This window comes from Flavobacterium album, assembly GCF_003096035.1.
Lineage (GTDB): Bacteria > Bacteroidota > Bacteroidia > Flavobacteriales > Flavobacteriaceae > Flavobacterium > Flavobacterium album.
The window spans coordinates 3,682,377-3,703,242 of the sequence record NZ_CP029186.1 but is presented as its reverse complement, the minus strand read 5'-3'; the positions used below and the strand labels follow the sequence as shown (position 1 = coordinate 3,703,242).

The window sequence follows — 20,866 nt, the reverse complement described above, 5'->3', positions numbered from 1 at the left end:
AAGCCGCCCAAAACACTATGGGCGGCTTTATCAACATGAACTTAGAAAATATATGAAATTATTGTTTAATAAAACGGGCAGAGCTTTGTTTGCCGTTTATTGTAGTATTTACAATGTAAACACCGTTTGTAAGGCCTGATACATCCACAGAAGCATTAGTTTGCGCAGGTTTTGCATCAATTACTTTCTGGCCCATAACGTTGTATACCTGAATGCCATCGATTGCATTTTCAGAAGCGAAGTTAAGCACGTTGCTTGCAGGGTTAGGGAACATTACAACAGTGTTTTTAGAGAAATCTTTTACACCTGCTGTAGCGGCGCCAACTACTGCATAACCGTTGGCAGCTTCCATTGCAGGATTGCCATTCAGGCCTTTAACAGAAAATCCATATTGTATGTGTGCGGCAGTTGGGAAAGATTCAGCATGAGATGTCACGCTAAATGCTGTGCCTGCAACAAGCGGCTCATGTACATAGTCAAGTGTGGCATAACCGGCATCCATTACTTTTATAAAAACAAGCGCCTCATAACCGGCAACAAGTGTATTGCTGATTGTGTTTCCGTTAAATGTTATGGTGTGTCCAAGCAGTGAATTATCCTCTACATAGGTGCTTGCTTCTAATATTTTGTTACCTAAGTCCCCGTTGGTCCAATAAGCAGGATCATCACCTGTTCCGTAAAGATTGTAGTTCGGATATAGCGATATCTGGTTGTCAGTAGTATTGATTACACTTTTAAGGTCCGCAACACCCCAAGGACTTCCCCAAAGGTAGCCTTGTCCGGCATTGTTTTCAAAAACATTTACATACCCAATTTGTGCTGCAGCTGTATCTACAGTAACAATTGTCGCATCATTACCCGGCTCTTCGATTACAGGAGCTCCTGCTGTAACTACAACTTTACCGTTGGCAGCTTCCATTGCAGGATTACCATTAAGTCCCCTTATTGCAAAGCCATATTGTACGTGAGCTCCTGCAGGAAAATCAGCTACATTAGTAGTGATAGTAAAATTTCCTGCATCAAGTTCTGCTGTCTGGTAGCTTAACATGGCATATCCGGCATCCAAAACTTTGATAAATGCTGTTCCTGTATAACCGGCTGCAAGGTTGTTGCTATTTACGTTTCCACTAAATACGATATTTTGTCCCAAAAGATTATTGTCTTCTATATAAGTGCTTGCTTCAACAATCTTATTACCCATATCGCCGTTGGTCCAGTATGTTGGATCGTCTCCTGTACCATAGAGATTGTAATTTGGATATAATGAGAGCGTATTATCAGCAGTATTTACCACTGTTTTTAGGTCTGCAACACCCCATGGGCTTCCCCATAAATAACCCTGGCCGGCATTATTTTCAAAGATGTTTACATATCCAATATAAGCTGCATTGGCATCTACAGTTAACTGTGTTTGTGCCTTTACATTACCGGATAGTAAGGTAATCCCTAATAACGCCGCTCCCTTTAAAAAATTTGAGAGTAAAGATTTTTTCATGATTGATAAATTTTAATTTTCAGCCAAAATAGTAATTATATCATATACTATTTCGTTTTCGCAGGTATATAGAAACTATACAATTATTTAACGTTATAATTTTCATATCCTGAATTGTACAAATCTCAATTAATACAGTCTTTTTGATGGATTTGAAGAATTCAATTTGCCTGTTTTTTTTCGCATCTATAACGATATGTTGTGGTAATGTATAGTTAATTTAAGTATAAAATAAATTTTGTTGTAGTGAAATGATCGACGCAACAAGTGTAATATATGCATTAGGATGATGAATTTAGTATTATGACTTGTGGAACAGGAGGTTTTAAATGTTAATTCTGTTAAAATCGTTGTTAAAATGTGCTTATTGTAAGCTATAGGTTACATTTTATGCAGTTCTCTGTAAGTGTGTTGTTGTTTAATGACTTACAGACAAATTATAAGACAGTCCGGTGTTAAAGTAAATTTAATTAACTGTTTTTAAATTTTTATTAACGGGATAGGGGAATAGTTTTGCGGCATTAACAACTTAATTAATGTAAAATGAAAAAGATCAATTTATTAATGTGCTCGCTTGTAATAGCGGGATTGGGATTCACTTCATGCAGTGACGATGACAATGACAGCAACAACAATGAATCGCGTATTGAGGGAACATATAACCTCAAAGAAGTAAATACAGGCGAAGCAACGGATTTCGACGAAGATGGTGATTCGAACATTGACCAGATGAAAGAATCTTCATGTTATAACAACGGAAAAATCACGCTAAGGGCTGATAATACTTTTACGTATGTAGCCACCGCAATCCTTGTTAATGAAACGGAAGGTACTGCAGGTTGTGCTGAAGATGTTACCTATACAGGTACCTGGGAAATAGTTGAAGGAAGTGGTACAACTGCTATTATTGCTGTTACCTACGAAGGCGAGAACAACAACGATGTTACCCTTACGCTTACCAAGCAGGGTAACAGGCTATCGTGGGAGGATGACAACATTTTCTCTCAATATCCCGATAGAAATAATGCCGGCGCAGCTATATACAGGTCAGGCAGCATAAAGTATGTATATGAAAAATAATAGCCCCCGTGCTAAAGCAAAAAAGGATGCCAGCCGGCATCCTTTTTTTATTACACTATTTCCGCACTTAATCCTGCCTCGAGCAGTTGGGTACACTGCGGTTTCAGCTCTTTATATTCGCCGGTCTTGACCGTGCATTTGCCATTATAATGGACAATGAGGGAGCATTGCTCTGCCTGTTCTGCCGTATGGCTGCAAACTTTTATCAGCGTATTTATAACGTGGTCAAACGTATTCAATTCATCGTTATACAATATGATCTCGTTATTCAGCGAAGTGAGTTCTTCAACTAATACTTCTTCTAAAACTTTTTCCTGTGTACTCATATTCAATCTGTTAATCTGAATGCTAATTTACATATTTTAGAGAAACCCAATTGTTCCTGCTAAATTTTTTTACAAAGGTAAGGCCTTTTTCGGTACATGATGCATCGATCGCAGGAATGTCTTCTTCGTAAAATCCGCTCAATAACAGTGTGCCGCCGGCATTAAGGCAGTCCATATACGCCTGCATATCGTTCAGTAATATGTTGCGGTTAATGTTGGCTATGATAACATCATATTTTTTACCCTCCAGTAACGCAGCATCGCCTTCATAAACACTGATGTGGTGGCAGTTATTCCGCTCTGCATTCTCAATAGAGTTAAGGTAGCACCAGTTGTCGATGTCTATGGCATCTATAGGTTGTGCGCCTTTCATTTCGGCAAGTATTGCTAAAATTGCAGTGCCGCACCCCATATCGAGCGTTTTCTTCCCTTCAACATCTGTTTCAAGCAGGTGCTGTATCATCATGAAAGTTGTTTCATGGTGCCCTGTGCCGAAGCTCATCTTAGGCTCGATCACGATATCGTACTTCACGTCCTTCTTTTCATGGAAAGGTGCCCTTACCCGGCAGGTGTTGTCAACCTCTATCGGTTCAAAATTCTTTTCCCACTCCTCGTTCCAGTTCACCTGCTCGATTTCTTCGAAAGTATAGCTTATCCTGAATTCATCTGATCCCAAAATGTAGATTCCGTCAAGGATGTTTTCGTTCCAAAAGTCCTTTTGTACATAGGCAGACAGGCCTTCTTCGGTTTCTATAAAACTTTCAAAAGGGGTTTCTCCCAGCTCAGCCATCAGTATTTCCGCTCCCGGTTCTTTAGGCTCGATAGTGAAATAATAGCCGATATAAATGTTCGACATAACTTTAATTTTTTGCAAAGGTAATATTTACGTAACATTGGATGGGTGGATTTAATATTAAGTTTGCGCAAACTTTACAGAGCTTTTTGAAATAAAACAATTTGGTAACAATTGCCAATTCACCAAAAGCGAATATTTCTGTGTTGTACAATATTGAACTTAATTATAAAAAAGGCACCCGATGAAAAAAAATGTACTCTTAATCCTGTTGTTCTTCTGTCTCACAGACGCATTTGCACAGATCGATATCAAAAGGACGACCAAAGATAATGATTTGAAGCTTTCGGCGCTGCCCTACTATAATTATGGTAAGGGTTTGGGGATAACCTCGCCCGACAGTATCTTCCAGTTCAATATCCGCTTCAGGATCCAGAACAGGGCAACATATATGCAGGAAGAGGGTGAGGAAGCTGCGATTGACGGGCAGGTACGCCGCCTTCGCCTTCGTTTTGACGGTTATGTGGGAGATCCGCGGTTCATCTATGCTATTCAGCTGTCTTTTGCACCCGGTGATGTAGGGGAGATCAAAGAAGGTGAGAACCTTAATATAATTCGTGATGCCGTAATCTTCTATCGTCCGAATAAACATTGGAACATAGGCTTTGGGCAAACCAAATTGCCGGGCAACCGCCAAAGGGTCAATTCTTCGGGAGGGCTGCAGCTTACCGACAGGACTATCAACAATGCCAAATTTAATATCGACAGGGATTTTGGTTTCCAGGTACACAACCAAAATGAGCATCCCGATAAATTCTCCTACAACTTCAGGACCGCTATAACAACAGGCGAGGGCCGGAACTCTACCGATAAGCCTGATAACGGGTTGGCCTATACCGGTAAGGTCGAGCTGTACCCTTTCGGTTCATTTACAAAAGACGGAGCTTTTTTTGAAGGTGACCTTAAAAGGGAAACAACGCCTAAACTGATGGTTTCCGGCGCGTATCAATACAACAACAAAGCGAGGAGGACAGGAGGCCAGCTGGGCGATGACCTTTTTGAGAAAAAGGATATGAAAACAACCTTCCTGGATGCCATGATGAAATATAACGGGTGGGCAGCTATGGCAGCTTACATGAAACGGTCGGCGCATGACCCGATAACCTTTAATCCAAATGATGCTACTGATATTAAATACATCTTTACCGGTAGTGGTTTCGACTACCAGCTGAGTTACCTTTTCCCTTCGAATTACGAGATAATTGGGCGGTTTTCTACCCAAAAGGTTAACAGGGATATTGCCGCCCTTGCACCCGACACTAAAGAATACAGCATTGGTGTTACAAAATATGTATGGGAACATGCCTTCAAGGCCCAAATGGAATTTACCCTTGACGACATGACCTATTTGGATAACACATCAAAGCAAAACTGGTATATCCGATTTCAGGTGGAGATGGGAATATAGGTTTTTGGGTATTTTACAAAGAGCAGCAAATAATCACGTTTTTCATATTAATTTGTGAATAAGTGCAATTCGTGGCAAAAAATCAATACTATTCATATTTCAATCGGTTTCTTTAATAAATTTGCAGGGACTTAAACACGCAACACTATGTTACAGGCTGCAGATACCATGCTAAAAAGCGAGTTGGAACACTACTTCGACAAATTCAGGCAAAACATTGTCGGGATAGGGCAGGAGTTCGTTTCGCCATTCGGCAAACAGGAAATTGTTTATACCGACTGGACCGCCAGCGGCAGGCTTTATCGCCCGATTGAAGAAAAGCTCCTGAACGATTTTGGCCCTTTTGTAGCCAATACGCATACCGAGACTACCGTATCGGGCACGGCAATGACCAATGCTTACCACGAAGCCAAGCACATCATAAAGCACCATGTAAATGCGAGCAACGATGATATCCTTATTACTACAGGCTCGGGTATGACCGGTGTTGTAAATAAGTTCCAGCGCATCCTTGGCCTGAAAGTTCCCGAAAACCTCAGGGCATTCACTACTATCCCCGAAGAGAAAAGGCCTGTGGTGTTCGTTTCGCATATGGAGCATCATTCCAATCAGACATCATGGCTGGAAACCATTGCCCATGTTGTAGTGATACCCGCCTGTCCCGAAGGGCTCATATGCCTTGACAGCTTAAAGGAGCTGCTTGAACAATATAAAGACCGCACGCTTAAGATAGCATCGGTTACGGCATGCTCTAATGTTACAGGCATCAAAACTCCATACCACGAAATAGCAAAAATGGTACACCAATATAATGGTGTCTGTTTTGTAGATTTCGCCTGCTCAGCGCCTTATGTAAATATCGACATGCACCCTGCTGATGAAGAGGCCTACCTTGATGCCGTTTTCTTTTCGCCCCATAAATTCCTTGGCGGCCCCGGCACTTCGGGCGTCTTGGTATTCAATAAAAAGCTTTATAAAAATATGGTGCCCGACCATCCGGGCGGTGGTACCGTAAGCTGGACCAACCCTTGGGGCGAGCACAAATATGTAGATGATATAGAAGAGCGTGAAGACGGCGGTACTCCCGGATTCCTGCAGGTTATAAAAACAGCTCTTGCTATAAAGCTCAAAGAGCAGATGGGCGTAGTTAATATCCTGGAAAGGGAAAAAGAGATCATTGACTATATTTTCGAAAGACTTGGCAACATCCCAAATTTAAACATACTTGCACCACAGCATAAAAACAGACTTGGCGTAATATCCTTTTACATAGACGGGCTTCATTTTAACCTTGGGGTAAAGCTCCTCAATGATCGTTTTGGTATACAAACCCGTGGGGGCTGCAGCTGTGCGGGAACTTATGGGCATTACCTGCTGCATGTAGATCAGGAAATGTCAAATTACCTCACTGATAAGATCACGGCCGGCGACCTGATCCAGAAACCGGGCTGGATACGTATGTCGATCCATCCGACAACTACCAATGCAGAGATACAATATGTATGCGACAGCATTGCGGCACTGGCAGAAAACCACACAGAGTGGGCAAAGGATTATAAATACAACAATGCAAGTAACGAATTCAGCCATGTAAATTCGAAGGCAGATGCAGGCGAAATGATCAAGGGTTGGTTTGAGCTGTAGTATCGTCGAGGCGATGCTTGAACCTTTTATGCGTCCATAAGTAATACTCGGGCTTTTCCCTGATCTGGTCTTCCAGCAATTTCATAAACCAGTCGGTTATCTCATAATTGGGATAATCTTTCGGGCTGCCAGGCAACGGAATAAAAGTACATTCATAATACCCACGGCCTGTTTTGTCGATACGGGCAAACATGGCGTTCATATCCAGCTTCTTTGCCAGCATCTCCCCACCAACCTGCATGGGCACTGTAATGCCAAAAAACTTGCCATAATAAATAATACTGCTTTTTTTGGGCGACTGGTCGCTGATGAAGCCATAAAACCCTTTGATGCCTTTCCTGTTGTTTTGGCGCATAGCCGGGATAATGTTCTTGGTGCCGATCAGTTCTGCGCCATACCGGCCGCGCATTTTTTTAACCAGTGCATCAAAGTATTTGTTTTTTACTATTTTATAGATTCCGATGCCTTTAAAGGATTTAAAGTACATATTCATAGATAGCAGCCATTCATAGCTGGCATAATGTCCGGTGAAAAGGACAACGCTTTTGCCCTTGTCTTCATATTCGTGGGCCACTTCGATGTTGGTGAAGGTAAACCTTTTGCGTATTTCTTTATCGGTAATGGTGAGCGACTTCGCTATTTCAAAAAAGGTATCGCAAAAATGGCGGTATGATTTTTTTTCTACTTCCCTGCGTTCTTTTTCAGTAAGGTGGGGCAGGGCAAGAGCCAGGTTGTGGCGCACTACAGATTTGCGGTAGCCGATGATCCTGTAGGTAACTACATACGTAATGTCAGAAAGGAAATAAAGTACCCGGAACGGCAGCAGCGAAATAAGCCAGAAAAACGGGTAGCTAAATATATATGCTAAAAGCTGCATCCTTTTTTTATGCAAATATACTTTTTATTATTTATTTGGAGTTTGTAAGGTAATTTGGATGGGAAATAACAACAGGATTGGCTAATTTTACGCTTTATTAAAAATATATGGGAGATATAGATTTGGTTTTGGTGGCTATCATTGCCATAAATGCAATTGTAAGCTATAAGGCTTTCGGTGATTATTCCTTTTTCAAAAAATACGAATTTCATGTCGGCAGCATAAGGGCAGGAGAGCAATACAGGATGTTTACATCGGCATTCCTGCACGCGAACCCTACGCATCTTATCTTTAACATGGTTACCCTTTTCTTTTTTGCACCTGTCGTGATTTTCAAATTTGGTGTTATTGGTTTTTTACTGGTATATTTTACAAGCCTTATATCCGGTAGCCTGCTTACATTATATTTTCATAAAAACGACTATTCTTACAGGGCAATAGGGGCTTCCGGAGCTGTTGTAGGGGTGCTCTTTGCATCGATATTGATTGATCCCGACAGGAAAATAAATTTCTTTATTCCGGGCTACATTTTCGGGATAATTTACCTGCTTTTTTCCATATATGGTATGAAAGCCAAAAATGACAACATTGGCCACACGGCCCACTTCGGAGGGGCCATTGGCGGTTATGCAATTGCGCTGTCAAGAATGCCATACATGATATATGATAACACCTTGGTAGTCATACTGCTTGCTGTGCCTATCGTGATTTTATTCGTAATGGCGAAGATGGGAAAGCTGTAAACAGCAATAATTGGCACGCATTTTGGAATCTTACAGACAAATCATAAAATCAAAAACAAAATTACCATGAAAAAAATTGCATTAGTATTGTTTGTGTTCGTAAGTACGATGACAAACGCCCAGATCCAGCAAAACCAGCCTCCACAGATAAACGTATCAGGCGAAGGCAGGGTATCTGTTGTACCGGATGAGGCCGTAATAACCATAGGCGTTGAAAACACGGGGGCCGATGCTGCCGACGTAAAGAAAAAGAATGACGCTGCTATTGATGCCATCCTGAAATACCTGAAGAATGCCAAGCTGCCCGAAAAAGATTACCAGACAAAAAGGGTGAGCCTGAACAGGAATTACGACTATGACAAAAAGAAATACAGCTACGTAGCTTCGCAGACCGTTGTTATCCACCTGAAAGACCTTACAAAATACGATGCCCTTATGATGGGTGTTGTAGATGCAGGTGCCAACACGGTAAATGGTGTTGAATTCAGGACATCGAAACAGGCGCAATACGAAAGCGAGGCAAGGGTTTTGGCTGTAGCCAATGCGAAAAAGAAAGCAGATGACTATACTGCAGCGCTGGGACAGAAAACAGGCAAGGCACTATTGGTTACCGATAACACACAGACCTATTATCCGCCTGCCCCAATGATGATGATGAACAAAGCCATGGACGGCGCAGAAAGGCAGACACTTGCCGTTGGTGAGATGATAGTTACGGCCAATGTGAACATCAGCTACGCCTTGCAATAAGCAGGATGGAATATAGATATAGGGGAAGCTGCGGCTTCCCCTTTTTTTATCCCGCCGTCAAACAGGGGTCATTCCTGCCGGTGAATAGTATGGTCCCTTATGATGCCCCGCACGGTTACATTTACAGTATGATCATCGTTGTGGCTGATGACGCATGCCCCAATCTGGAAGGCATCGATGAGCCCGCTGGTGAAGTCCTCTTCCTGCAGGACAGGGTCGTCAGTTTCAATGCTTATGGAAATAAATACGGTTATAGCGCCTCCGGTAGAGGCACTATCCGGAGATCCCATTGGGCTCCAGCCTTCATACTTTAGTAATCCCGAATCTATGGCACCGGCAAAATCGGTTGCAGTCCAGTGGTCGCAATTTAGCGCGATGTCATCCGATGTGTCGAGTGTGTATTTTAAAACAACTTCCCTTATGTCTGATCCTGTATGCATAAAAAATTCTTTTGGGTGAGCAGCTTACATTAAAGGTATATCAAAAAAACCAAACAGTTAACTTCTTTATTACTATTTTTACTATGCTTTAAACCAAATACCATTATGGAAACAAGGGAAGCCGGAGGCGAAGAACTGCCGATGATCAATTGCCATACCCATATTTTTACGGCCGACCATGTGCCGCCATATTTGGCAAAAACATTCGTTTCGGGCATCTTTTGGGGTGTACTGTATCGCATTCTCTCCCTGAAATGGATCGTAACCTTATTCCGGAAATGGTATAAAGGGCCTTATCGCTGGCAATTTAAGCCCTGGTACAAACGGCTGGCAATTGCACTTTATCATATCCGTATGGGAATTGCACGGTCTGCCGTTTTATCACTCTTCTATTGGGCGTTAGGCCTGTGGCTGTTGCTGCATATTGCGTATATGATTTTTCCGGATGTGCTGCCCCAAATTAAAGCCTGGCTCATCAGTTACCATATATTGCTGTGGCATAAAAAAACATTCCCTGAAATCCTTACGGTGCTGGCGTTCTGGCTGTTTTTCCCTACCGGCAGAAACCTCTTGTTCTTTCTCCTCAAAAAAGGCTGGTCGGTTTTCAGGTCGCTACCGGGAAAAGGCACCAAAGAGCTGGTACTGCGTTACCTCACCATTGGTCGCTTTGCATTTTATACCACACAGGCAGGGATATTCCGCAGGCTGAGGGACCAGTATCCGTCAAAGACATCCTTTGTAATACTGCCTATGGATATGGAATATATGGGAGCGGGAAAAGTCACGACCGATTTTTACACCCAGATGGAAGACCTCAGGAAAATGAAAAAGATACTGAAGGATGTTATCTACCCGTTCCTGTTCGTCGATCCCAGAAGGATGGCCGATGATGAGAATTTCTTTAAATATACCATTGCCAACGATAGGATTGTTTTAGAGCCCTGCGTAGTAAAAACATATGTAGAGGAAAACGGCTTTTCAGGTTTCAAGATATATCCCGCATTGGGCTATTACCCGTTTGATGAGCGGCTTTTGGTACTGTGGCTGTATGCACAGGAGAACAACATCCCGATCATGACGCACTGCATTAGGGGAACCATTTTTTATCGCGGCAAAAAAGAAAAGCAATGGGACAGGCACCCTATTTTTCAGCAGGCCAATGGCAAAGGAAAATACATTCCGCTGCTATTGCCTGAGACCTCGAATAAAGATTTCAGCGTTAATTTCACGCATCCGCTAAATTACCTTTGCCTGTTGGAAGAAGAGTTGCTGCGAAAAGTTGTGCAAAAGGCGCCCGGCCTGCACAAAGTGTTTGGCTATACCGATGAAAACACGACTCTTACCCATAACCTTTCAAGGCTTAAAATATGCTTTGCCCATTTTGGCGGCGAGGACGAATGGCACCGATTCTTTGAGCTTGACCGCGACCTCTACAGCAGCCAGGTGCTTAAGAACCCAACGGTAGGAATCACTTTTTTGAAAAGCAAAACCGGCAAAAGAACCGATGGCAAGATCGAGCAGTTATGGAAAGGCTGCGACTGGTACTCCATAATATGCAGTATGATGCTCCAGTTTGACAACGTATATGCCGATATCAGCTACATTGCCCATGACAATGCCATCCATTCTTTGCTAAAGTCGACGCTGAAACACGACAATACCAAACTGAGGAGCCGGGTATTATTTGGTACTGACTTTTATGTGGTGCGCAACCATAAATCTGAAAAGCAGATACTCTCCGATACCATTGCGGGCCTTAGCAGCGAAGAATTCGACCTGATAGCGCGCCGGAACCCGAGAAGCTACCTCAATTTAATAAATAACTGATGTACATATGAAAAGCACGTACAGGCTGATGCCACGCATATTTCATTCTTTCATCATAGCGGTCGTTATTTTAACAGGCAATCTCGCAGGCGCACAGGAAACGATAGGGAATTACAAAGCTTTTTACGGCTACGGCAAGTACGGAACACGCGACCTTATCTTTCTCAGGAAATTTACCAGGAACAGTATTGAAAGCTATCTCGCTGTCGATCCCCAAGCACTGGAGACACAAATGGTTCCTTCCAAAAATATAGTTGCAAGCCCGCTCAACTGGTCAGAGCTTTTATCAAAATACAAGGATACACCCTACGTTAAGGCCATTCTCACTGCAAAGAAACAGTCGTTTGCTTTGCAGGATGCAGGGATCATCCATGGCTTTCCAAAAGAACATGGTGTAACACTGACCATCGACCTTTGCCCTTCGCACAAGCCATTGGACAGGATCGTTTTCACCTCGCTCATTACAGAGTTCCAAAAGATAGAAAAGCCTGTACCTGTAGCGCTATCGGTTAGCGGCAAGTTTATGCTCACGCATGCGGAAGACATCCAATGGCTCAAAGGCCTTGTAACTTCAGGCGATATTACTATTACATGGGTAAACCACACCTATAACCACCATTTTGACCCTAAAATACCACTGAAGGATAATTTCCTTCTTGAGCCGGGAACTGACCTTGATTTTGAAATACTCGGCACCGAGATCTCCATGCTGGAGCGTGGGTTGCTGCCTTCAGTCTTCTTCCGCTTTCCGGGCCTTGTTTCGGATAATGCCATCGTAGGGCGCGTAACCGGTTACGGGCTTATTCCAGTCGGCAGCGATGCATGGCTGGCGAAAGGGCAGCACGCACAGGCGGGTAGTATTGTCCTGATTCATGGCAATGGCAATGAGCCTGTTGGCGTCGAAGATTTTATCGCATTATTAAGGTCCCAAAAAAATGCCGTTCTTGCCAAACAATGGCTCCTGTATGATTTGCGCGAGGCTGTTGATGATGAGTTTAAGGAGTAGGGCACAGCATAATGCAGTTCTTGTATTTTATATTTAAATAATAGCATGGCGAAAACACATACAGGCAGTTTCATTTTTTATCATAACTTTGCGGATAGGCCTGTTATATTCAGGCAGTACTTGCTATGAACCAGCCCGACAGGCCTTTTCTTGAAACTTTATATCATTTGCGCACTGTAGAGCATATCATACTCTACAACAGGCTGGCGCCGATACCTTACAGGGAAGAGCAGGACGTTATCGCGTTTTTGGAGGGCGAATATGAAAGGGAGGCCACGGATTATCCCTTTACAGCTCCTCCATTTTCGCCAAATGCTGCACTATGGGCTGCCAAAACAGTATACGGTGCTGCCCAACTATTCCTCTACCGTGAGGATAAGGCAACAGAGCTTAAGTCACTTTTGCCTCCATACAGCGGCGGCATAGATGCTTCTGCAATGCTGTCGGCAGACCTGTGCCTGCGTTTCCTGCCCTCCATAAAGCACGCACTCGAAAAGGTAGATGTCAACGACCCGTTAATAACGATCTTAAACGCTTACCTCAAAGATTTCCACTATTCTGCCATTGGTACCGATGAAGGCCCCTCCGCAGCAAATCTGGCGGCTGCCATGGATAACGATTGCCTCAGGCAGCTTTACCTCGACAGGATAACCGAAAGGAAAGCAGCCAAATGGGCAGATGAAGCTACAATCAAAAGCGCCCTGCTGGCCAATATGGGCGACTATAAAAACGATTTTTGGCGCGAATTTCAATAACTAATTAATTACGCCTGTTTAGGGCATTTCTTTATATACACGCATGGCTACGGCACAAAAATTAAACAACGCCTTATCGCAGCTTAAAAGCACTTTTATAGGCAAGAACGAAATTATAGACCTTTTGGGAATAGGCCTTATAGCCAGGGAGAATGCCTTTTTGCTGGGGCCTCCGGGAACGGCAAAAAGCGCTATTGTAAGAGCGTTATCCGACAGGATAGTGCAAGGCAGGAATTTTGAATACCTGCTTACCCGGTTTACCGAGCCTAACGAAATATTCGGGCCTTTCGATATCAGGAAACTGAAAGATGGGGAACTGGTTACAAACACCGAAGGTATGATGCCTGAAGCGTCAATGGTATTCCTTGATGAAATATTCAATGCCAACTCAGCAATACTCAACAGCCTTCTGATGGCGCTCAATGAAAAGATATTCAGGAGGGGTAAAGAGACCAGGAAGCTTCCCGCCCTGATGTTTGTAGGGGCAAGCAATGTCCTTCCCGAAGATGAGGCACTGAACGCCCTGCTGGATCGTTTCCTGATCCGTATAAAATGTGATTATGTAGACCCCGATCAGCTTCACGAAGTATTGCTGGCAGGCTGGAAGCTGGAAAACCGGCTTTCTGACGACCTGGCCACCATAGATGCCGACGAAATTAAAGAACTCCAGGCAGCATGCAGGGAGGTAGACCTCACGGGCATACGCCAGCCTTATGTAGACCTGGTGCACAACCTCAGGAACACCGGGATTAAAGTTTCCGACAGGAGGGCTGTAAAACTGCAGAACCTTATTGCGGCAAGCGCACTGATGTGCGGCCGCATGGAGGCAACACTTTCTGACTTGTGGGTGCTCAAGTATATATGGGACACCGAAGAGCAGATAGAAGTGCTGGAAAGCATAATAAACGCGGTTATTGAAAAGGATACCAATCCGGCAAGCCATCCGCAGGCTGCGTTCAATAAAGCCCCGAACCCTGAAGAAGTGATAAAGGACGTTAAGCTCCTTGCCGAAAGATGGCAGGACAGTTCGCTTTCTTTTGAAGAAAAGAACGTGATAAAAGACAAGCTAAGGTACCTGCAGACAAGGTGTGACTGGATAGCTAACGGCGAGCAAAAACAATATATTCAACGCGAGATCGAGGCCTTATGGCAAACTATACTGCAAACCCTGTAACAGATCATTTGCTGGAGATACCCGCTGCCCATAAGGAATTATTAGGGCAAATAAGGCATTGGGATAACCTGAAGGCCGCTTTTGATGAAAGATCGCTTTGGGTTAAGGATATCACTCCGGAGCAGGCCGAAAGCGCCATTATTAAAGGTTTGCCCTACAGCAGGGTCTATTATGCGAAGGACGGGCTGTTGTTTTTGAAGGGCAGCCTTTTGCCGGTACGGAAAATGCCCCACAATTTGCTGTGGTCGCCATTGACCTATGCGCTTCCGGTGAAACTTCCGTTATTTAACCATAACTACTTTGGCATCAGCCAAAAGATCGGCATCAGGATAGTACCATCACAAAAAGAACAGCCGGTATATGCCGTGCTTGCCGAAAGAACAGCGGCAGGAGATTACATTAACACAGCGCCCAAAGTGCGGCTCGCCGGGTTACAATGGGTGGGCGTGAACGATGAGGTGCTCATAGCGGGTACACCATTGCTGCCCGTGGCCGGCGCATCTTACTGGATGTATAACGATTTCCTGCTGCCTGCCGGTTTTGATTTTGAATTGCCATTGCTTGCCAAAAAGCTAATGCAGCAGATAGACCCTGGTAACTCGATGATGATTCTATGGCATAAGGACAATTCGTACATTCCTATAGAAAAAGAAGCTTTCATGCCGCTCTCCATAAGCTCATTCCGTTTAACATACACTATTGGGCAAAATGGATATTAAGGAGTATTTCCAATCATACGACAACTATTTTTGGGTGTGGGAAACCGAGGTTTTTTCTCCCGATAACGTTTTTGAGGCCCTTACTATACCGGGTGGCAGCACTATTGCCTACGAGCGTTTTGTCATGGAAACGCTTGAGCTGCTTTCGCCTGACGGTTTGCCGCCATTCGGGTCGTTTCTCCTGGCGCTCATAGCAACCAACCATAACGGGAAAGATTCGCTCGCAAAGGTTTTTGAGATCGTCAACAACAGCAAAAGCGTTACAAGGGAAACCGTATACCCGAGAGGGTTTAGCTATGCGCGGAATTTTTTAACTACCCTCAGTGAGCTGCCTTCGGAATTCAGGGAGGGCGATAAGCGAAAAGAGCTGCTGCAGGCCATTTTTAAAGATTGCCATAACCGGGTTTCGGAAAGGAATGCCAAAACCATAATGCAGCATTACAGGGAGCATAAACACCTGCTTGTAGAATGTGCAAAAAAACTGCCCCTGAGCGAAGCGACACTTAAGAAAGACATTAATGTATTTGCACATTTAAATGTAAAATATCCAACACACCAAGCCTTGCTGGCCGCCATAAGCGGTGTGCCGGAATTGCCAGTGCTGGATGAAAAGATAGCAGAGCAGCAGCCTGTACAAGTATCGGGCAGTTTTACAGACCAGCTCATTGATGAGCCTAAAACGTTTCCTGTAGGCAGCCTGATACACCGCATTTGGGGCGGACTCAATATTCCGCTGCATCATTCCGCGCCAAGCCACCAGCCTTTGGGCGGGGTGTCCGATCTTACCAATAAGGGCGACTTTGATAAGCTGCTCATTTCTGAGTTTGCGTATGACGATGATGTTTTTATGTCGCGCATAGCCAATAACGAAGCGCTTTATATAAAGCGTGAGGTACCGCCGGAGTCGGATAAATTTGTGCGGCTGCTGCTCATAGACTGTTCCCTGAAAAACTGGGGAATACCAAAAATACTGGCATTCGCATCGGCACTTGCAATAGCCAAACATCCCAGGACGGATATCGAATGCAGGATATTTGTCATCGGCAATGGTTACAAAGAGATAAGTGCGGAAACCGTAGAGGATGTTATCGATGGCCTCAATAATTTAGGGTCACAGCTCCATGCTGCCCCTGCACTCTGCGCCATACTGGATGAAAATACTGATGTAAAACATTCGGAGGTATTCCTTATCACTACCGAAGATGCCCTTGCGGCAGCAGATATGCAGCGCGCATTAAGCGATAACTACGATAAGGTTAAGTATATAATTACCACAGAAGCAGGGGGCAGCCTCAATTTCTATAGGGTACAGAACCGCAGCAGGAAACTCATACAGCACATCTGGCTGCCGCTGGAAGAGCTATGGGCTAAAAAGCCTGCGGGAAAAAAATCACCACCGTCGAAACATACTACAGGAAGGGACAGTACAGTCCCCGAAATAAATTATCCCATTCTCGTGCCTCCGCCTAAAAGTCACCTGGCGGTATTTGCCCTTCGGGATGATGAATTCTTTCTGTTGACCAATGCCGGTACTTTTTTCAGGATTAGTGTAACCCTGCCGGAAAACAAAGGACACTATTTTAAAATGCATAAAGGCGCCGAATTGCTGCTGCACGACCTTTCTGTAAACCAGAATGGCCTTTATGCCCTTCAGGTTAATGAGTATGGGGAGTACATTCTGGCGGCATTTTATCCCAAAGCAATGTATGTTTCTATGCTCAACCTTAATACAAGGGAATACCATAAAAAAGGTGTTTCGCTGATTGGCGGGGTTTCCGGTTATTCTATAGTTGAGGATGATGGCTTTTACCTCTTTAATGAAGCAGCAGAAGAATATTTACTTCTTTCCGTAAGGGATACTGAGCTGGACGTGAGGCGCGCCTTGCCCCCGGATGGGATACTGCAGCGATTTACAGATACTAAAAAGAAAATAGAAAGGTTTAATAACATATTTACATATAAAAGCGTACTTCAGAATTTTATGCCTTTGTGCATAACGAAACAGGGACAGCTCCAGATCAATAAGCACCGTTTGAATATAAACGATCCCTCTGTGTATCATGGCAGTATAATCCTGACCGGTAACAGGGTTTTTGAAGTTGCTGTACAGGCAGTGTATGAATGGAAAAGCAAAAGATTTGTTTTCCCTGATGGCAGTGCGGTATATTCTGACGGATTTGGCATTCTTACTTTGAAGAGCAGCAATCCTGATATACCGGCAATTTATATGCCTACCACACTGCATGTCCCGCTGGCTATGGCTACAGATACCTGTTTTGTGGGAAGCGACGATTATTATAACGACACTAAAGGGACCGAATATATAGCAATAGATGATTTTGATGCCAAATATTTTCAACCCTTTATTAATACCATCCTGAACCATGGAGCTTAAGATCAGGCCGTATCATAAAAACAGTTATTCAAGGTCTGCCGTGCTCATTAAAGGCGCCGATGCCGGTGTATGGCTGAAGGAGATCTATAGGATGGGACTGGAGCCGGAAAATATTTCCATGTATGCGCTTCCCGGCTCAGCTGCTAATGAGCTTTTCGGCTGCCTTGTAGTGCCGAGAGGCGGAACGAAGGTTAACGATATAGGGAAACACAATTTTATGCAGTGTGTGAATAATGTGCTTTTTATCCCTGAGAATACCATCATATCCCCCGGTCTGAGTTCTGCAGAATGGAACAGCGAGTTTACCGCCGCCGCTTATGTCATACATCAGGAAACAGGGCTGATCGAGCTTACAGAAGAAATTGATTGGGACGCGCTTATAGCAATGCCGGAACTTAAGGAGGCAGAAATAACAGTGCCTTCAAAAGGGGTGTATATACCCCGATTTATCCGGTCTTTAAGTATCGAGGCCGATGAGGCAAAACTGGCGGAGGTCATAGAAGGCCAGGTTGAGAAGCCGGATTCGGGTAAGCTGCCTTTTAACATCGATAAGGTCATGAAGGGCAACCAGAAGGAAATAGATAAGTTGCTTAAATACCTGGAAAAGCATCCGGAAGAAGCCCTGAAGCTGGGCATCCCCCTGGATAGTATCGGCAGTTCCCGTGGAGGAGGGGGCGGCAGGTTCAAATTTGGCAAAACCGGTAGTGGTATGTTAAGCCCCGGATCAGACCTTAGGACATTGCTATATGTAGTTGGTGTCATACTGGGGGCGGTATTCCTTCTTGGCTTGGTATTTAGTGGTAAGGTATCTTCATCTTTTCCTTTTATACTCTTTGTTTTTATAGGGAGGTTCCTTTATTCAGCTTTTAAAAATGATAAGAGAACAGGGCGTACAGGCGGAGGCCTTTCTGCAACTATTGACCATGACAAATTTTCTATTCTTAGAAACCGTTATGAGCAACTGGCCGAAGATTTCATTGCCCAAAAGGAATACCAAAAGGCTGCAGGGGTGTACTTGAAATTACTGAAGGACAATTACGGGGCAGCACAGGTTTTGGAAGATGGCGGATATTATGGCGAGGCTGGTGCTATTTACCTAAAGTATTGCAAAGACAAGCCGCGCGCTGCGGAATGTTTTGAAAAAGGCAGGCTGTATGCCAAAGCGATAGATATTTACAAAGAACTGGAGAAAACTGAAAAAGTTGCAGAGCTTTATGCGGCCCTGAACAACGAGGCCGAAGCCAGCCGCTATTATGCAATGGTTGCCGAAGATTATGTAAAAAATAACCAGTTTGTAAAAGCATCGCTTATTTATCGGAAGAAAATGGGCCAGCCTTTAAAGGCGCAGGAATTGCTGCTGGAAGGCTGGCACAAAAAGTTCGACGCACACAATTGCCTCAATAACTATTTTGCCAACATTGATAACGTTGATGTGCTTGCCGGCGAGATAAAGCGCTTTTATGCCAATGAGCTTGAAGACAGCAGGATGGAGGCATTTTTGCAGGTTATTAAGATCGAATTCCACAAGCATGAATCCCTGCAGGTACCTGTCAGGGAAATAGCATATGAAATCATAGCCGGGTCTATAGAAGCCAATCCGTTCATAGCTTCCGAACTTATGGGCTTTAACCCTAAAGACACGTCATTAAGCAAAGATGTAATGAAATTTAAAGCACAAAAAAACAGAAGGGAGTAACTCCTGTCACTCTGCAAATTAATGTGTTATGCATTAATACATATTACAATATCAATTATTAGCCTCTAAGGTGCAATAACCTGACAAAAGAGCCGATTACTCCTAAGTAATCCTTTTGGCACGCTTTTTATAACTGTAATAATAGAAAATACATTAAAGAAAGGATTTAGTATGCTTAAGTGGATTGATATTGTAAAATTTGCCAATAACGGCAACCCTATGCCAACTGAAAAAGTTGTAAAAACCAATGAGGAGTGGCAGCGGCTTTTAACTCCCGAGCAATTCAGGATAACACGTTTGAAGGGTACGGAGCGCTCGTTCAGTTCGGAAATGTGCTCTTTATTCGAGCCGGGCAAGTATGCCTGCGTATGTTGCGGTACATTGCTTTTTGATGCCGCTGAAAAATTTGAAAGCGGTACCGGATGGCCTTCCTTTACGCAGCCGGTAACAGAGAATGCTATTGCGTATAATAAAGATGTGAGCCATGGTATGGTGCGCGTAGAAACGGTATGCAATACCTGCGATGCCCACCTGGGACATGTTTTTCCTGACGGGCCTAAACCAGGCGGGCTGAGGTATTGTATGAATGCCGTAGCCCTGAAAAAAGTAGAAAGCAATGAAAGGAAAGCAACGTTTGGCGGCGGTTGTTTCTGGTGTACTGAGGCAGTGTTTACTTTGCTTAAAGGCGTTAGCCGTGTGGAAAGCGGGTACAGCGGCGGCAACATTGATAACCCTACCTACAGGGAAGTTTGCAGCGGTATGACAGGCCACGCCGAAGTAATCGAGGTTACCTATGATCCTGATGAGATATCGTATGCCGATCTGCTGCGGATACATCTCAGTACGCACAATCCTACAACGCTTAACAGGCAGGGCGCCGATGCCGGGACACAATACCGCAGTGTTATCTTTTACAGGAATGAAAAGGAGAAAGGCATTGTGCAAAGTGTGATCGGTGAGATGCAGCCCGCTTACGGAGACCCAATAGTAACAGAAATTGCTCCATTTGAACAGTTATATAAAGCGGAAGCTTACCACCAGGATTATTATGCTAACAACGCAGAGCAGGGCTATTGCCAGGCGGTTATCGACCCTAAGCTGAAGAAGTTTAAGGAGCTTTTTAAAAGCAAGCTGAAAGATACGCAGAAAGTAAAAGCGGATGAGTAAGCAGGCGGGTTTTGGAGGTGGGTGCCATTGGTGTACCGAAGCGGTTTTTTCTTCATTGAAAGGAATCGTGTCGGTTGAGCAGGGATGGATTGCCTCAGATGGCGAAAATTCATCACTTTCAGAAGGCGTAATTGTCACTTATGAAGATGATATAATGCCTTTCGAAACGCTTATTGCCATCCATCTATATACCCACAGCAGTACCTCGATGCACCCGATGAGGGATAAATACAGGTCGGCGGTTTATACTTTTAATGAAGGGGACAGGCGGCAGGCACTTGATATTATCAGGGCTTTGCAGCCTGAATTCGATAAGCCTTTGATCACCCGGGTACTTCCTTTTGTGTCCTTTACCCGGAGCAGGCAGGAGCTGCTGGACTACTATTTCAGCGATCCGACAAAACCTTTTTGCGAACTTTACATTAACCCAAAACTGAAGCTTATCATGGAACGGTTCTTGAATGCAGCGGATCACGATAAGCTACAGCACCTTACATAAGTAAGGCGGAAT

Annotated in this window: 19 protein-coding genes; 14 read left to right on the top strand and 5 right to left on the bottom strand. The window is 44.0% G+C overall.

All coding sequences use genetic code 11. The annotated features are described in order from the left end of the window. Positions 1-58: 58 nt before the first annotated feature. Positions 59-1,495, bottom strand: coding sequence for a T9SS type A sorting domain-containing protein (locus HYN59_RS16600; RefSeq protein ID WP_108779351.1), 1,437 nt, complete (start codon positions 1,493-1,495; stop codon positions 59-61). Between the two features lie 543 nt (positions 1,496-2,038). Here HYN59_RS16600 and HYN59_RS16595 point away from each other — a divergent pair. Continuing rightward, positions 2,039-2,575, top strand: coding sequence for a DUF5004 domain-containing protein (locus tag HYN59_RS16595; RefSeq protein WP_108779350.1), 537 nt, complete (start codon positions 2,039-2,041; stop codon positions 2,573-2,575). Between the two features lie 50 nt (positions 2,576-2,625). Here the strand turns inward: HYN59_RS16595 and HYN59_RS16590 are convergent, their stop codons facing one another. Both HYN59_RS16590 and prmA read right to left on the bottom strand, forming a co-directional pair. Next, the gene (locus HYN59_RS16590; RefSeq protein ID WP_108779349.1) at positions 2,626-2,901 is read right to left on the bottom strand and encodes an ATP-dependent Clp protease adaptor ClpS; all 276 of its coding nucleotides are present in this window, start codon (positions 2,899-2,901) and stop codon (positions 2,626-2,628) included. A gap of 22 nt (positions 2,902-2,923) precedes the next feature. Further along, a complete protein-coding gene (gene prmA / locus HYN59_RS16585; protein WP_108779348.1) occupies positions 2,924-3,757 on the bottom strand; it encodes a 50S ribosomal protein L11 methyltransferase in 834 nt (277 codons plus the stop codon). A 181-nt stretch (positions 3,758-3,938) separates the two neighbouring features. On the opposite strand from prmA, the gene HYN59_RS16580 reads away from it, so the two are divergent. Then, positions 3,939-5,162, top strand: coding sequence for a porin (locus HYN59_RS16580; protein WP_108779347.1), 1,224 nt, complete (start codon positions 3,939-3,941; stop codon positions 5,160-5,162). A 147-nt stretch (positions 5,163-5,309) separates the two neighbouring features. Continuing rightward, positions 5,310-6,806, top strand: a complete 1,497-nt coding sequence (locus HYN59_RS16575) for an aminotransferase class V-fold PLP-dependent enzyme (RefSeq protein WP_181369474.1) — start codon at positions 5,310-5,312, stop codon at positions 6,804-6,806. Here HYN59_RS16575 and HYN59_RS16570 read toward each other — a convergent pair. Further along, positions 6,784-7,683 (bottom strand): lysophospholipid acyltransferase family protein, encoded by a 900-nt coding sequence (locus tag HYN59_RS16570; protein WP_108779346.1) that lies wholly within the window; start codon positions 7,681-7,683, stop codon positions 6,784-6,786. The genes HYN59_RS16575 and HYN59_RS16570 overlap by 23 nt on opposite strands. Positions 7,684-7,799: 116 nt before the next feature. Here HYN59_RS16570 and HYN59_RS16565 point away from each other — a divergent pair, with 116 nt between their 5' ends. Beyond that, positions 7,800-8,426, top strand: a complete 627-nt coding sequence (locus tag HYN59_RS16565; protein WP_108779780.1) for a rhomboid family intramembrane serine protease — start codon at positions 7,800-7,802, stop codon at positions 8,424-8,426. 66 nt (positions 8,427-8,492) lie between these two features. Next, complete coding sequence (locus HYN59_RS16560; RefSeq protein ID WP_108779345.1) at positions 8,493-9,176, top strand: SIMPL domain-containing protein; 684 nt, start codon at positions 8,493-8,495, stop codon at positions 9,174-9,176. 68 nt (positions 9,177-9,244) lie between these two features. Here HYN59_RS16560 and HYN59_RS16555 read toward each other — a convergent pair whose 3' ends face one another. Further along, the gene (locus HYN59_RS16555) at positions 9,245-9,616 is read right to left on the bottom strand and encodes a hypothetical protein (RefSeq protein WP_108779344.1); all 372 of its coding nucleotides are present in this window, start codon (positions 9,614-9,616) and stop codon (positions 9,245-9,247) included. Between the two features lie 105 nt (positions 9,617-9,721). On the opposite strand from HYN59_RS16555, the gene HYN59_RS16550 reads away from it, so the two are divergent. The 9 genes from HYN59_RS16550 (at position 9,722) to HYN59_RS16510 (ending at position 20,854) form a co-directional block, all read left to right on the top strand. Then, on the top strand, positions 9,722-11,443 hold the full coding sequence (locus HYN59_RS16550) for an amidohydrolase family protein (RefSeq protein WP_108779343.1): 1,722 nt from the start codon (positions 9,722-9,724) through the stop codon (positions 11,441-11,443). A gap of 7 nt (positions 11,444-11,450) precedes the next feature. Next, the gene (locus HYN59_RS16545) at positions 11,451-12,449 is read left to right on the top strand and encodes a polysaccharide deacetylase family protein (RefSeq protein ID WP_108779342.1); all 999 of its coding nucleotides are present in this window, start codon (positions 11,451-11,453) and stop codon (positions 12,447-12,449) included. Positions 12,450-12,574: 125 nt separating this feature from the next. Next, positions 12,575-13,204, top strand: coding sequence for a hypothetical protein (locus HYN59_RS16540; RefSeq protein ID WP_108779341.1), 630 nt, complete (start codon positions 12,575-12,577; stop codon positions 13,202-13,204). Positions 13,205-13,247: 43 nt separating this feature from the next. Next, entirely contained in the window at positions 13,248-14,378 is a 1,131-nt protein-coding gene (locus HYN59_RS16535; RefSeq protein WP_108779340.1) for an AAA family ATPase, read from the top strand. Then, positions 14,351-15,097, top strand: a complete 747-nt coding sequence (locus HYN59_RS16530; RefSeq protein WP_108779339.1) for a hypothetical protein — start codon at positions 14,351-14,353, stop codon at positions 15,095-15,097. The genes HYN59_RS16535 and HYN59_RS16530 overlap by 28 nt, the downstream gene beginning before the upstream one ends. Continuing rightward, positions 15,087-17,492: a hypothetical protein gene (locus tag HYN59_RS16525; RefSeq protein WP_108779338.1), complete on the top strand. Its 2,406-nt coding sequence runs from the start codon at positions 15,087-15,089 to the stop codon at positions 17,490-17,492. The genes HYN59_RS16530 and HYN59_RS16525 overlap by 11 nt, the downstream gene beginning before the upstream one ends. Beyond that, the gene (locus HYN59_RS16520; RefSeq protein ID WP_108779337.1) at positions 17,482-19,188 is read left to right on the top strand and encodes a hypothetical protein; all 1,707 of its coding nucleotides are present in this window, start codon (positions 17,482-17,484) and stop codon (positions 19,186-19,188) included. Before HYN59_RS16525 ends, HYN59_RS16520 begins: the two co-directional genes overlap by 11 nt. 171 nt (positions 19,189-19,359) lie before the next feature. Beyond that, positions 19,360-20,355, top strand: a complete 996-nt coding sequence (locus HYN59_RS16515; RefSeq protein WP_108779336.1) for a bifunctional methionine sulfoxide reductase B/A protein — start codon at positions 19,360-19,362, stop codon at positions 20,353-20,355. Beyond that, a complete protein-coding gene (locus HYN59_RS16510) occupies positions 20,348-20,854 on the top strand; it encodes a peptide-methionine (S)-S-oxide reductase (protein ID WP_108779335.1) in 507 nt (168 codons plus the stop codon). Before HYN59_RS16515 ends, HYN59_RS16510 begins: the two co-directional genes overlap by 8 nt. The last annotated feature ends 12 nt before the right edge of the window (positions 20,855-20,866 follow it).